A 13,423-nucleotide genomic window follows, 5' to 3' on the forward strand; every position below is an offset into this window, starting at 1 on the left:
AATTACTTGAGAAACCTTTCACCAAACCAAATTATATTTAAAAAAATTATTCTTTAATTAATTCGAAATATAAGTTAACATCAACATCTTTAGCAACTCCGGCACCCGTTGGATCGTATTTAATATTATAATCTAAACGGTTAACTGTAAATTTCGTTTGAAAACCTAAAATTTCTTTTCCCTGTTGGTTTTTTGTTATTCCACCATAGGTTACCGGAACAGAGATCTCTTTAGTTACATCTTTGATTGTCAATTTTCCTTTAAGTGTATAGGTGTTATTTTTACCCTTCGTAATAGAACCGCTTTCAAATTTCATTGCCTGAAATTTTTCAGCATCAAAGAAATCGGCACTTTTTAAGTGCTTATCTCTCATCTCAACGCCCGTATTCACAGAGCCAGTGATAACACTAAACTTGAACGTTGCATTATCCAAATCTTTTCCGGGAGCAGCTATTACCCCTTCGAACTTATCAAATCTTCCCTGTACAAAGCTAATCCCCATATGCTTGATATTGAAGTTAACTGAAGAATGCATAGGATCTACGTTCCACGTAGACTGAGCAAAACCGGTGATGCTTAAAAAAGCAAAAATAAAAGCTAATAGTATCTTTTTCATAATAATATATTTTATATTTATTTATAATCCAAAGGTAACGTGATAAACTCAATTGTGTCTTGATCTATGATAGTTTTTTATTTTTTGAAGAAGAAATTTTTGAATCAATTAGATACAAAAGGTAAATAATAAGTAAAACAATACCTGAATTCGCATAAATTAGTAAACTAAAAAAGTTATCATCCTTACTGCCAAAAGGATTAAAGCCCGACATAATAAGCCCAATCAAATAAATAATTTCAAACAAAACAGCAATTCTCATCATTGAATGATAGCTTTTTTTAAAAATTAATACTGTAATAAAACCAATAATTGATACCAATATATTTTCTATTAAAATAAAAAAGGGAGTCATTCCAAAACTACCACCAGGCAAATTCATAATATATAGAACCACGACGCTCAATATAAAATTCAGAAATGCCATTACTCCAAAAATTTGGACACTATTTAGAAGAATATTTTTCATGATTGAAAATTAACCAAAATTTCAGGAGCAAAATTGAAAAAAAATTTTGAACTTCGCAGTATGGCAAAACTTAGAACAGCATATTTCTGTCAGAACTGTGGAACACAGTATTCACAATGGATGGGACAATGTAAAAACTGTGGAGAATGGAATACTTTAGTGGAAGAGGTTGTAGAAAAACCGGCTAGTAAAAGCCTTCCTTCCTCCCGAACAAAGCAGCATGTCATTAATATCATTGAAGTTGAGGCTATTGAAGAACCACGAATTAAAACACCTTCCGAAGAACTCAACCGAGTGATGGGTGGCGGAATTGTTTTAGGTTCTGTTACGTTGATTGGTGGCGAACCTGGAATTGGAAAATCTACCTTACTGCTACAGTTAGCCTTAAAAATGAAAAAGAAGGTATTCTACGTTTCTGGAGAAGAAAGTGCCTCACAAATTAAGATGAGAGCAGATAGATTATCCGAAGTTCAGAATCCTAACTGTTTTTTGTATACAGAAACTTCATTAGAAAAAATTCTTCATGAAGCTAAAAAACTGGAACCGGATTTTGTAATCATTGATTCTATTCAAACTCTGCAATCTCAACTGATTGAAAGCTCACCGGGAACAGTTTCTCAAATCAGAGAGTGTTCTAACGAAATTATTAAGTACGCCAAGGAAAACAATACACCAGTCTTCTTAGTCGGTCACATTACAAAAGACGGACAAATTGCTGGTCCAAAAGTTCTGGAGCATATGGTGGATGTGGTTTTAAATTTTGATGGTGACAGAAACCATCTTTTCAGATTATTGAGGGCAAATAAAAACCGTTTTGGTTCTACGTCAGAAATCGGAATTTATGAAATGATCTCCCAAGGTTTAAAGGAAATCAAAAACCCCTCTGAAATTTTAATCACTAAAAAATTCGAAGAACTTTCCGGAAACTCTATCGCGGTAACCTTAGAAGGAAACCGACCAATGCTCTTGGAGATCCAGGCATTAGTAAGTACAGCAGTTTATGGAACACCACAAAGAAGCTCTACCGGTTTTGATGCAAAAAGATTAAACATGCTTCTTGCTGTATTAGAAAAACGGGCTGGTTTTCAGCTGGGTGCCAAAGACGTTTTCCTTAATATTACAGGTGGAATAAAAACCGATGATCCGGCTCTCGATCTGGCTGTTGTCGCTTCTATTCTTTCTTCCAATGAAGATATTGCGATCTCTGAACATTTCTGTTTTGCAGGAGAGATTGGCCTTAGTGGTGAAATCAGACCTGTAGCTCAAGTTGAGCAACGAATCTCAGAAGCTGAGAAGCTAGGATATGAAAAAATATTTGTTTCAAATCTTAACAAAATTCCGAAAAGAAAATTTGGGATTAAAATTGAAGAGGTAAGCAAAATCGAAGATTTCCATGAGCGAATCTTCTAATAAAAAATAATATAATGTCACTAGAAAACATCCAGAGATTCGTTCTTGTATTGCTTTATGGCGGCTTAATTTTGTTTTCATTCACCGTATTGATCAATCCAATGCGGGTCAACAAAAAAGCAAACTTATTTTTTGGATTATTTCTCTTTTTATGGTCAAGCTACTGGATCCTGAATGTATTGCAATTTTGCGACATTCCCTCGGATCCTTTATTTGAACTTGGAGTATATGCTATACAAATATTCACGCCCATCTTTTTGTTTTTCAGTGTTATATTTTTCATTAATCCGAATTACAGGTTTCAAAAAAGAGATGCTGTCTGTATCATTATCCCTTTTATTTATTGGATATTGCTCGTAAACTCTGGGGATAATAAAACGATTCATGCTATTGTAATGCTCATAGCCGTCTCCCACAATCTTCCTTATATCACTCTTATTTATTTTAAAATAAGAAAACATCAAAAACGAATAGAAACCATCTCTTCCAATACCGAAAATATCGACCTCCAATGGCTCATTAAACTCAGCTTCCTTCTTTTCATAACAATAATTATAACTGTCGGTTATGAGCTATTCAATACTTTTATTTATAAGATGCACCAACATCTGGTAATGGATCTTTTATTTTTGTTTATTGTATACAGCACCTTATATTATGTACTCCGTCAAAAGGAAATCTACCCAGTAGATAAAAAGCAACGGGAAGAACTTTTATCCATCGAACTGGAAAGTGATTCGGAGCAAATTGAAAAGAAAAAATTAATTTCTGATCAGGAGTTTGAGATTTTAAAGCAAAAACTGATCTCTTTAATGGAAGCTGAAAAACCTTATCTGGATGGTGATCTTAATTTATTGAAACTCTCTGATTTAATTCAAATCAATGCACATCAGCTATCTTATCTTCTGAATACGGGTTTTAATGAAAATTTCTTTCATTTTGTAAATAAGTACCGTGTACAATATGCTAAGGAACTTCTTTTAGACGATTCTCAAAAAAAACTTTCTATGGTAGGAATTGCTTTTGAATCCGGTTTCAATTCTAAAACAGCTTTTAATACCATTTTCAAAAAAATGACGGAAATGACTCCTTCTGAATTCAAAAAAAATCATTCTGATCTATAAAAATACTCCCTTTAATTCCGAGACCAAAGAACTTACGACTTTACACAACAACCAGCAAACAAGCTTAAAAATCCACATAAAAACAGAGGATTCATTGTGAAAACTTTCATTAAAATATAAAATTCACCAAGTATTGATATTTTGTATATATTTGTATTACACCACTTAACCAAATTAAAATGAAAACAAAATTCACTATTCTAGTCATGTTTTGTGCTGCCTTATTGTTTGCACAAAACAAGGTTTTCCAAAATCCCATTAACGAAAGTACCTTAAAAAACAATCAGAAAGTAAGCAGGGAATTATCATCCACTTATTTACTGACGAAGTACTATTCGCAATCTCCTTTCAATTTAAAATCTGATCTCCAGATCACTCTTCCTACCGGTAACGAAATTACTGCAAAATTTAGCCGTACCTTCAACTACAGTAACAAGAGTGAATCTTATGTTTATGCTATTGAAAACGATCCTAAAGCAGAGCTTGTTCTTTCAAAGTATGATAACATTGTAACAGGAATGTATGCTTCCGGCACCGGTGAAAAAATTATGTTCCATCAGACGGATGCCTCTGTTTTTGCACTCTCTTTAGTAAGTGATTCTAAAATCATCAATCAGGATACTATAGATGATTATATTTTAGACAAAACAGAAAACTTTAACAAAGCCAATTCCAATGTCTGTTCATCTTCAACACCGGTTTGCCCGGCAACAAGAATAGATGTCATGATCGTTTTTACAACAGCAGCAAAAAATGCATGGGGAGGACTTTCCCAAAGTAATTCTTTTGTTGCAACAGCAATTACGAATTTCAATACAGCATTAACAAATTCAGGAGTTTCCAATGTAACAATCAATCTTGTTTACTCAGGGGAAATTGCCTATACCGAATCCGGAAGTCTAAATACCGACCTACCTCGACTTAGAAACAACAATGATGGTTTCATGGATAATGTACACACCCTAAGAACAACATATGGAGCCGACTTATGTGCATTAGTCACTTCTACACCAACCAATACCTGTGGTTTAGGATACGTAAATACCAGCTCAACCAACTACTCCAGTTCTTCAGGATTCTGTGTAAGCCTATATAATTGTGCTGTTTCCAATTATTCCCTTGCTCATGAACTTGGCCACAATATGGGTCTGAGACATGACTGGTATGTAGATACCAGCACCACCCCATGTGATCATCATCATGGCTATACCAATAAAAAAGCTATTGATCTGGGAACCTCCAGTACTTCTTCCCAGAGATGGAGAACAATTATGGCTTACAATGATGAATGTTCATCAAAAGGATTTAACTGTACCAGAATCAACCGTTGGGCTAATCCAAGTGTAAATTACAATAGTGATCCTACCGGAGTGGCTATAGGAAGTACTAAACCAGCTAATGAAGCCTATGGATTTACAAGATTTGCTTGTGTTGTTTCCAACTTCATGCCTGAAACTCAATCTTTCTTAGCCATAAAAGAGGAAACTAAGGAGAAACAGAATTTTTCATTATACCCGAATCCAGCTAAAGATGTCATTACTATTTCTGGAGAAGATAAAGGTAAATATTCATTCAGAATATACAATTCTTCCGGGCAGCATATCACAACTACGAATGAAAAAACAATCCATTTGAAAGGACTGACATCGGGAGAATATTTTTTAAATATCTATAATGATAAAAACGTCATGATAGAAAGTAAAAAGTTTATTGTTAGATAATTTCTCTGAAGAAATAACAAATAAGACCTTCAAATATCTTACATTTATTTGAGGGTTTTATTTTTTGGCCTTAATACGATATGAATTATTTAGCTCATTCCTTTCTTTCTTTTACAGATCAACAAATTGTAGGACAGTTTCTGGAAGACTTTATCCGAAATAAGGATAGATATTCTTTTCCAAAAGACATCCAGGATGGTATCACCCTTCACCGGGCAATTGATACTTTTACAGATTCACACCCTGCTATTCATGAAGCGAAAAAAGTATTCAGTCCATTGGTGAGATTATATGCTGGAGCATTTGTGGATGTCTCAATGGATTATTTTCTGGCAAATGACCTTACACAACATTCATTACAAGAATGGAAAGAACATTCTTCAAGAGTCTATCGGGTTTTAAATGAAAATCAAAAGTGGCTTCCCGAGAATTTCAAAAGGATGCTGGTAAAAATGGAAGCCGATGACTGGCTGTATAACTACCGTGAAGATTGGGGAATAAAATTCAGTATACAAAATGTTTTAAACAAAGCGAAATACCTGGATAAAGACATCCCGGTTTTCAAAGCTTTTCTGGAGAATAAAAGCATACTACAGAATTGTTATGATCACTTTTTCCCAGACCTTCTTGCCCATACCAAAGGCATTAATACAGTCTTACAATTAGAAAATTAAATAAAAAAGTACCTACAGGTGTAAGTACTTTTTTTCATTTGTGTTTTTAGAATATCCGTCTTATTTTTTGGGATGAAATAAAACCTTCATCTTAAGGATTAATTACCAAGTAATTTCTCATCATTTGTGTTTGTTAATTTACAAATCACTTTAGTAAAAATTTAACATCATATCATTTTCAAAAAATAAGCCATAAAGTATATTTATAAATATTCTAATGAAATTCTAATTTTTTTTAACGTGTTATCCTATAATTGAATAACATAAAAATACGTAAGATTTGTAATAACAAAAGCACCTACCGAAGTAAGCGCTCCATATATTGAATTTGTGTTATTAGAATTTGTGCCTGTTTGGTAAATGGGAACTTTTACCGTAAATTTTATATAATATAGTTTTCATGGTTATTTTAAACTATTTATCAGAAAGTCATTCACTTCTGTAACGATCAAATCAGCATCTGCTACTCTAGTATTAATCCTTGCAAGCGCAATAGGTTGGTACTGCTAATAAGCATCTCAGCACCATCAATATTAAAAATACACCTTGTAGGGGCTTCTCCTATTGATCCTAACTTACGCTTGCATCTTGGGGGCTAAAGCTAAAAACAGAAAAAAAAGATCGATTTTTTTACTTTTCATAACAAACTTATTTATTTTAAATATTCTCCTTTTTAGTATTAAAAGTAATCTTACTTTTTACTAATATACCAGCCATTATAAATATTGATAATTTTACATAAAAAATAACATTTTAATTAAAATTAACATAAATATGTTAAATCAAATGTAATACTATTTATTTAAATATCAAAATAATAATATAAATATTAATAATTGTTAATAGTTAACATAGTCACCAATACGTGAATTTTAAATATTTACAAACACCTGTATTATAAACAAATAAATTCACAATAAAATGTTAACGTATAATATTAATTAATAATTATAAAACTAATGAAATATTTTTTATCACACAATAGTGTATTAATGTTTCGTTTTAAATTCTCTTAAAATTTGTGGAAAAAATGCATAAAAAAGACACTTATCTATAAAATAAGTGTCTTTAAAGGATTCTTAAATGATGTAGCTTTTATCCTGAATTTCTAAAATTGCTGATATACATACCTATTTGGATAGCTTAATTTTTCACTTTTGCGCTGACCATTAATGATCATATGGACGATATTGATTTGATCATCAAACAAATTATAAAGAAAACTAACTGCAGATTCTAATTTTTTAGGAGCATTTACAGATTCAGATTCCAGAAAAACATTTACAGATTCACTGTCTTCTTCATATCCAATATAATTGACCTTTAAAAAACGACTGTCAGCTTTTAATTTAAAGTATTCAGCGCTATAATTCTTAAGAGCCTCATTAAGCTGAGCTTTGTATTTTTCATCGTTAAAATGGAAAGGTTTTCCATACTTTTTTGTCAACCCATTTTCCAGATCATCAAGAAAAAAGCGTCCGGTAATTTCAAAAGTCTTTGACTTTGAATTATAATTAATTTCTACCGAACCCACATGATAAGGGTGCTTAATCCTGGCAAAAGAAAACAAAAAAATAACAGGAAGTAAAAACAGCCACAAACTCTTCATAAAGTACAAGATTAAATTTGTTCCGAAATTAATCATTATTTTCGTAAGCTTTATATCATCACAATATCATGCAAGACTTTTTATTCTATTTAAAGCTGGGTTGGGAACATATTATTTCTCTGGATGCACTGGATCATCAACTTTTCGTTTTGGCCTTAATTGCCGTCTATTCGTACAAAGATTTGAAAAAAATTCTGATTCTTGTCACTGCTTTTACGGTTGGACATTCTATAACTTTGGCGTTAAGTATTTTAGACATTGTGAGAGTTCCGTCAAATTGGGTTGAATTTTTAATCCCTTTAACGATCGTACTTACTGCATTGGGGAATATTCTAATGAAAAACAAAAAGCAGACCCTGGACAGAACCAATTACTATATGGCCTCAATTTTTGGATTGATTCATGGAATGGGATTTGCCAATACAGCAAGGGTAATGATTGCAAAAAGTCAAAGTATAGCAGTCCCGCTTTTGGGTTTTAACATTGGGCTGGAAGTTGGCCAGATCGTTATTGTTCTTGCCATATTGATCCTGCTTTTTATAGCATTAAATATCTTCAAGGTCAACAAGAAAGACTGGATACTATTTGTGTCTTCCGGCGTTTTTGCTTTGGCACTGAAAATGACTTTAGAAAGAATTCCATTTTAAGGAGTAACGATTGATATTTTTTCAACGACTTATTGTTATATTTGAAAATTATTAAATCATTTCGCTTATGAAACTAAAAGTAACTGTACTTTCTGTATTCACATTTGTAGGCTTAACCGCTCAAAACATTCAAAATAATCCAGGGAGCAATCACGGAAATAAATTTGAACAATTGGGAACTATTTTACCTACTCCCAATATATATAGAACAGCATCGGGATCACCAGGAAACGGTTACTGGCAGAACAGAGCAGATTATAATATTTCAGCATACCTTGATGAAGATAAAAGGAATCTAAAAGGATCTGAGACCATTACCTATTACAATAACTCTCCGGATGATCTGGATTACATCTGGCTGCAACTGGATGAGAATGAAGCTTCATCTATAAATAAAGCAAATTATCCTACTTCAACCACACTTCCAAAAATATCAAATGATCAACAGCTGAAAGCTTCCGTTTTACCGGAAAAAGACAATGGATACGGAGTGCATCTTGAAAAAGTAACCGATGAATCAGGAACTCCTTTACGCTACACGGTCAATAAAACAATGATGCGTATTGATCTACCTAAGGTTCTAAAAAAAGGTGAGAAATTAGTTTTTAAAGTAGACTGGAATTATAACATTACCAACAGAATTAAAATGGGTGGCCGTGGTGGTTATGAAAATTTTCCTGAAGATGGGAATGACCTTTATACAATCACGCAATGGTATCCGAGAATGTGCGTTTACAGCGATTTCCACGGATGGCAAAATCATCAGTTTACAGGAAGAGGAGAATTCGCTTTAGCTTTTGGAAATTTTAAAGTTTCAATGAATGTTCCTTCTGACCATGTTGTAGGTGGAACAGGAGAATGTAAAAACTATGAACAGGTTTTATCTTCTGATCAGCTTTCAAGATATAAAAAAGCTCAGAGTTCTGCAGAACCTGTAGAAATCGTAACTCTTGAGGAAGCTAAAAAAGCCGAAAAAAATAAATCAAAACAAAGAAAAACCTGGGTATTCGAAGCTAATAATGTCAGAGATTTCGCCTGGACCTCATCCAGAAAATTCATCTGGGACGGAATGGGTGTTACCATCCCGGAAAATAATAACAAAGTAATGGCTATGAGCTTCTATGGAAAAGAAGCTTATGGATTGTATAGAAAATTCTCTACTAGGGCTGTTGCTCACACCATTAAAACCTATTCAGAATTCACTATCCCATACCCTTACCCGGTTGCTCAATCTGTAGAAGCTGCCAACGGAATGGAATACCCTATGATCTGTTTCAACTTTGGAAGAACTGAAAAAGATGGAACTTATTCTGAGGGAACAAAAAACGGAATGATCGGAGTAGTCATTCATGAGGTCGGACACAACTTCTTTCCGATGATCATCAACTCGGATGAAAGACAATGGACCTGGATGGACGAAGGATTGAATACATTTACAGAATACCTTACAGAAGAAAAATGGGATAATAAATTCCCTTCAAAACGCGGACCGGCATGGACGATCGTAGATTATATGAAACTTCCAAAAGATCAATTGGAACCGATCATGAGTAATTCTGAAAACATTGTTCAATTCGGACCCAATGCCTATTCAAAACCTGCAACCGGGTTGAATATCCTTCGTGAAACGATCATGGGCAGAGAACTTTTTGATAAAGCTTATAAAACATATGCTAAAAGATGGGCTTTCAAACACCCTGAACCTGCTGACTTTTTCAGAACTATGGAAGATGCAAGTGGTGAAGATTTAGACTGGTTCTGGAGAGGGTGGTTCTATGGAATTGATCCTGTAGATATTGCTATTGATAAAGTTACCATTGCTACCCCTGACCTGGATGCTGTCCCAACAGGTAAAGAAATAAAGTATAAGGTCGACAAAGCGCTGGTGAATGATTTTGAAGACCTTTCAAAAATCAGAAACAAAGAGGATAAGAATATTACATTTTATGTAGATAAAGATAAAGAAGCTCAGGATTTCTATTATCGTTATGACAGAGGTCAGGAAAAAGTAGACAATGATAAAGAACATTCTCTTACTCAGGATAATACCACCACTCTAGATAACAAAGACAAAGAAAAGTTCAAAAACATTCAGGCTTATCAAATTGACTTTGTAAATAAAGGTGGATTGGTAATGCCTATAATTCTTGAGTTTACTTTTGAAGATGGTACGAAACTTTACGATAAATCTTCTGCACAGATCTGGAGGCTGAATGAACAAAAAGCTTCCAAAACCTACTACTTTGAAAAGAAATTAAAATCTATCCAACTGGATCCAATGAGAGAAACAGCTGATATTGATACTTCAAATAATTTCTGGAGCAACGATGGAACCAATTCACAGACTTCAAAATTCCAGGTGTTTAAACAGAAACATGAAGGCGGAGTAAGAGGTGGAGCCAGCGGAAAAGTAAATCCAATGCAGGCCGCAGGAAAAAAATAAATCAACAATTAAAAACCGTCCATAAGGCGGTTTTTTTATTTACCTAAATGATCTTTTAATATGGCTTTGTATGTTCTCCCTAAAGGAACTTTATCTCCATCTTTCAAGTAAACATTTTTCACATCATAAGAATCGATATGAGAAGATAAAACAATGTAAGATTTGTGCACACGGATAAATCCAAAAGCCTGAAACTTCTCTTCAAAATTTGACATCCTGTCCAGGATCATGTACTTTTTTAAAGGGGTTACCAAAACAATATATTCTCCAAAACCTTCTACCCACAGAATATCCTTAAGAAAAACCTTATTCATGATATAATTGGATTTAAACATAATAAAATCTTCTTTTTCTGCTTGTTCAGAAGAGTTTTTAAACTTCATGAAATCCTTAGCTTTGTGTATCGCTTTTCTGAAAGTCTCAAAATCTACCGGCTTCACCAGGTAATGCACAACATCCAGTTCAAAAGCTTTTACAGCATGCTGAGTTTCTAATGTCATAAAAATACACAGGGGCTTATAAGGAAGTTGCTGTAACAATTCTACTCCATTTATTCCAGGCATATTGATATCCAGGATCACAAGGTCTACTCTATTTTTTATTAAATATTCCAATGCCATCTCAGGGTTCTGAAATGAACTTTGCAACTCTATCCCTTCTATCTGCGCACAGTATTGTTTGACAAGCTGCAACGCAGGATATTCGTCGTCTACATTTACTACAGATAGATTAGTCATTCAGATTAATTTTTAAAGTTGTCTTATAGGTATTATCTTCAAGTACTTCAGAGAAAAGGTTAAAATTTCCTGAGTAATGCTTTTCTAATATTTGTATAATCGCTTCATTTCCCAACCCATTATATCCTGTATCTTCAGAAGGCCTTTTAGTAGTAATAGAATTTATAATTTCAAAGAATATATCCCGCCCTTCAATAGCATACGAAACTTTTATAAAACGATCAGATTCCAAACCAATTCCTGAATGCTTCAACGCATTTTCAAAAAGTGTCAGAAATACAGATGGCGGAATTTCGATTACATCCAAAGTCTCTTCATTTTGAATATTAAAATCAATATTAAGTTGATTATCATACTTCAACTGATACAGCGTAGCCAAAGAATGTATCGAAGAAAACTCCTGAGCCAGGCTTATCTTTTCTTTTCCACTGTCATAAATGATATACTGTAAAAGCTTACTGAGCTGCAAAATAGAATCTGAAGTTTTTCCAGAAGAAACAAAACTGTTTGCATAAATATTATTCAGCGTGTTCAATAAAAAATGTGGATTCATCTTCGATTTTAAAAGATCCAGATAAAGCTGCTCCTTTTGTTCTCCCAGATCAACAACATCCTGCTCAATGATAAATTTATCTTTTGTAATCCCCAGAAATGAAGCAACAACAATAATGATTCCCTGAGCCGTATACACATTATATAAAAATTTTGTATTGGAAAGAGTTTCATTAAAATTCATATTAAAAATCTCAGGTTCGAGTAAGATTCTGAAAAGACTCGACACCAAAAAGAGGATCAAAGCATACAGGATAAATTCCGGATACTTATTGGACAAATAAAAATAAGGAACTAAATAATAATACACCAGATAATAAATTCCAATATTGAAAATAGTTACAGAAAGTATACTCCAAATCAAATCAGGAGCATCGAGGAAGTAGTTTTCGGTAAAATAAGTAATCAAAATGAAGAGGCAAAAGAAGAAAACATGCTGTAACCTCAACAAAAACTTCCAACGGGAATCCATAAGGACCTTCAGAATTTTAGAACTGAATAAAATCCTGAAAACCAGCAGTATAATAACAATATTTATAATTAAAAACATTTCAAAAAACCTATTTCAAAAGTTTTCAAATATAGGATGTTTTTGATGGAAAATGCAGTTCGCTGATAAAATAGGTCATTGATTGAAAAATTGACAGCCCGGTACTTCTAATAAATATATTTGAGAAACAACAACATTAACCAAATATTATATGAAAATTAAGAGAAAATTAATTTTTATTTTTTTAATACTGCTCAACCATTTTTATGAGGCTCAAAGTAATGACACTTATAATATGTGGTTCCAATATATAATGACCGCAAAGGTATCGGACAAGAGTACATTAACCGCTTTAACGCAGTATCGATCTTTTGACCTTGCCTATGACACTAGACTTTTCCTTGTTAATGCTTACCTGGATTATGAAGTAACAAAAGGAGTAAGGCCTGCTGCAGGAGGGATGTTTCTTATTTTAGATTCCTATCAGTCCAATGATCAGAAAAAAACGCGGTATGAAAAAAGAGCATTCCAACAGGTAACCCTGGATCACGATATTGGCAGAACATCCGTCTCCAGTAGATTTCGTGTAGAAGAAAGATTTATCAATAATCCTGATGAATTTGTACTTAGAGTACGTTATCTGATCTCTATGAGAATTCCTTTCAATAAAAAAGGTGAAAAAGAGAAATTATATGGCATCCTGAAGAATGAAATAAGGATGAATATTAAGAAAGAAGACCCCTTCGACAGCAACCGTATTACTGCCGGACTCGGAATAAAAGCTGGAAGAAATTCAGCCATCGAATTGGCTTTTATCAATCAATTGTCACCAGGAAAAACAAGCAATTATGGATACATAGGTTTCAGAAACACTTTTGACTGGAGAAAGAAACAAAAATAACCGATACATTACTTATAAAATTTAATATAC

The 13,423-nt window shown here is 33.3% G+C and carries 12 protein-coding genes; 7 read left to right on the top strand and 5 right to left on the bottom strand.

The window, feature by feature from the left end; translation table 11 throughout:
- Window positions 1-46 precede the first annotated feature (46 nt).
- Complete coding sequence (locus NG806_RS12340) at window positions 47-616, bottom strand: YceI family protein (protein WP_214828108.1); 570 nt, start codon at window positions 614-616, stop codon at window positions 47-49.
- 64 nt (window positions 617-680) lie between these two features.
- Window positions 681-1,085: a hypothetical protein gene (locus NG806_RS12345; protein ID WP_261509869.1), complete on the bottom strand. Its 405-nt coding sequence runs from the start codon at window positions 1,083-1,085 to the stop codon at window positions 681-683.
- Between the two features lie 60 nt (window positions 1,086-1,145).
- Between NG806_RS12345 and radA the strand changes: the two genes are divergently transcribed.
- The 4 genes from radA (at window position 1,146) to NG806_RS12365 (ending at window position 6,014) form a co-directional block, all read left to right on the top strand.
- Window positions 1,146-2,495: a DNA repair protein RadA gene (gene radA, locus NG806_RS12350; protein ID WP_261509870.1), complete on the top strand. Its 1,350-nt coding sequence runs from the start codon at window positions 1,146-1,148 to the stop codon at window positions 2,493-2,495.
- A gap of 14 nt (window positions 2,496-2,509) precedes the next feature.
- Window positions 2,510-3,619, top strand: a complete 1,110-nt coding sequence (locus tag NG806_RS12355) for an AraC family transcriptional regulator (protein WP_261509871.1) — start codon at window positions 2,510-2,512, stop codon at window positions 3,617-3,619.
- A 179-nt stretch (window positions 3,620-3,798) separates the two neighbouring features.
- The gene (locus NG806_RS12360) at window positions 3,799-5,340 is read left to right on the top strand and encodes a zinc-dependent metalloprotease (protein ID WP_261509872.1); all 1,542 of its coding nucleotides are present in this window, start codon (window positions 3,799-3,801) and stop codon (window positions 5,338-5,340) included.
- Between the two features lie 80 nt (window positions 5,341-5,420).
- On the top strand, window positions 5,421-6,014 hold the full coding sequence (locus NG806_RS12365; protein WP_261509873.1) for an acyl carrier protein phosphodiesterase: 594 nt from the start codon (window positions 5,421-5,423) through the stop codon (window positions 6,012-6,014).
- A gap of 1,108 nt (window positions 6,015-7,122) precedes the next feature.
- Here NG806_RS12365 and NG806_RS12370 read toward each other — a convergent pair.
- Window positions 7,123-7,623, bottom strand: coding sequence for a DUF6702 family protein (locus NG806_RS12370; RefSeq protein WP_214828077.1), 501 nt, complete (start codon window positions 7,621-7,623; stop codon window positions 7,123-7,125).
- 68 nt (window positions 7,624-7,691) lie between these two features.
- Between NG806_RS12370 and NG806_RS12375 the strand changes: the two genes are divergently transcribed.
- Both NG806_RS12375 and NG806_RS12380 read left to right on the top strand, forming a co-directional pair.
- Complete coding sequence (locus NG806_RS12375) at window positions 7,692-8,270, top strand: HupE/UreJ family protein (protein WP_261509875.1); 579 nt, start codon at window positions 7,692-7,694, stop codon at window positions 8,268-8,270.
- Window positions 8,271-8,337: 67 nt separating this feature from the next.
- Window positions 8,338-10,713, top strand: coding sequence for a M1 family metallopeptidase (locus tag NG806_RS12380; protein WP_261509876.1), 2,376 nt, complete (start codon window positions 8,338-8,340; stop codon window positions 10,711-10,713).
- 35 nt (window positions 10,714-10,748) lie between these two features.
- Here the strand turns inward: NG806_RS12380 and NG806_RS12385 are convergent, their stop codons facing one another.
- Together NG806_RS12385 and NG806_RS12390 are read right to left on the bottom strand one after the other, a co-directional pair.
- Window positions 10,749-11,450, bottom strand: coding sequence for a LytR/AlgR family response regulator transcription factor (locus NG806_RS12385; protein WP_214828067.1), 702 nt, complete (start codon window positions 11,448-11,450; stop codon window positions 10,749-10,751).
- Window positions 11,443-12,552 (bottom strand): sensor histidine kinase, encoded by a 1,110-nt coding sequence (locus tag NG806_RS12390; RefSeq protein WP_261509877.1) that lies wholly within the window; start codon window positions 12,550-12,552, stop codon window positions 11,443-11,445. Before NG806_RS12390 ends, NG806_RS12385 begins: the two co-directional genes overlap by 8 nt.
- Before the next feature lie 151 nt (window positions 12,553-12,703).
- Here NG806_RS12390 and NG806_RS12395 point away from each other — a divergent pair, with 151 nt between their 5' ends.
- Window positions 12,704-13,393, top strand: coding sequence for a DUF2490 domain-containing protein (locus NG806_RS12395; RefSeq protein ID WP_214828061.1), 690 nt, complete (start codon window positions 12,704-12,706; stop codon window positions 13,391-13,393).
- The last annotated feature ends 30 nt before the right edge of the window (window positions 13,394-13,423 follow it).

It is taken from the genome of Chryseobacterium paludis (assembly GCF_025403485.1).
In the GTDB taxonomy this organism is placed as follows: domain Bacteria; phylum Bacteroidota; class Bacteroidia; order Flavobacteriales; family Weeksellaceae; genus Chryseobacterium; species Chryseobacterium paludis.

What these genes read in the sequence shown, in the direction of transcription:
- NG806_RS12340 (WP_214828108.1), bottom strand. Translation starts at nt 616, where the DNA reads ATGAAAAAGATACTATTAGCTTTTATTTTTGCTTTTTTAAGCATCACC.
- NG806_RS12345 (WP_261509869.1), bottom strand. Translation starts at nt 1,085, where the DNA reads ATGAAAAATATTCTTCTAAATAGTGTCCAAATTTTTGGAGTAATGGCA.
- radA (WP_261509870.1), top strand. Translation starts at nt 1,146, where the DNA reads ATGGCAAAACTTAGAACAGCATATTTCTGTCAGAACTGTGGAACACAG.
- NG806_RS12355 (WP_261509871.1), top strand. Translation starts at nt 2,510, where the DNA reads ATGTCACTAGAAAACATCCAGAGATTCGTTCTTGTATTGCTTTATGGC.
- NG806_RS12360 (WP_261509872.1), top strand. Translation starts at nt 3,799, where the DNA reads ATGAAAACAAAATTCACTATTCTAGTCATGTTTTGTGCTGCCTTATTG.
- NG806_RS12365 (WP_261509873.1), top strand. Translation starts at nt 5,421, where the DNA reads ATGAATTATTTAGCTCATTCCTTTCTTTCTTTTACAGATCAACAAATT.
- NG806_RS12370 (WP_214828077.1), bottom strand. Translation starts at nt 7,623, where the DNA reads ATGAAGAGTTTGTGGCTGTTTTTACTTCCTGTTATTTTTTTGTTTTCT.
- NG806_RS12375 (WP_261509875.1), top strand. Translation starts at nt 7,692, where the DNA reads ATGCAAGACTTTTTATTCTATTTAAAGCTGGGTTGGGAACATATTATT.
- NG806_RS12380 (WP_261509876.1), top strand. Translation starts at nt 8,338, where the DNA reads ATGAAACTAAAAGTAACTGTACTTTCTGTATTCACATTTGTAGGCTTA.
- NG806_RS12385 (WP_214828067.1), bottom strand. Translation starts at nt 11,450, where the DNA reads ATGACTAATCTATCTGTAGTAAATGTAGACGACGAATATCCTGCGTTG.
- NG806_RS12390 (WP_261509877.1), bottom strand. Translation starts at nt 12,552, where the DNA reads ATGTTTTTAATTATAAATATTGTTATTATACTGCTGGTTTTCAGGATT.
- NG806_RS12395 (WP_214828061.1), top strand. Translation starts at nt 12,704, where the DNA reads ATGAAAATTAAGAGAAAATTAATTTTTATTTTTTTAATACTGCTCAAC.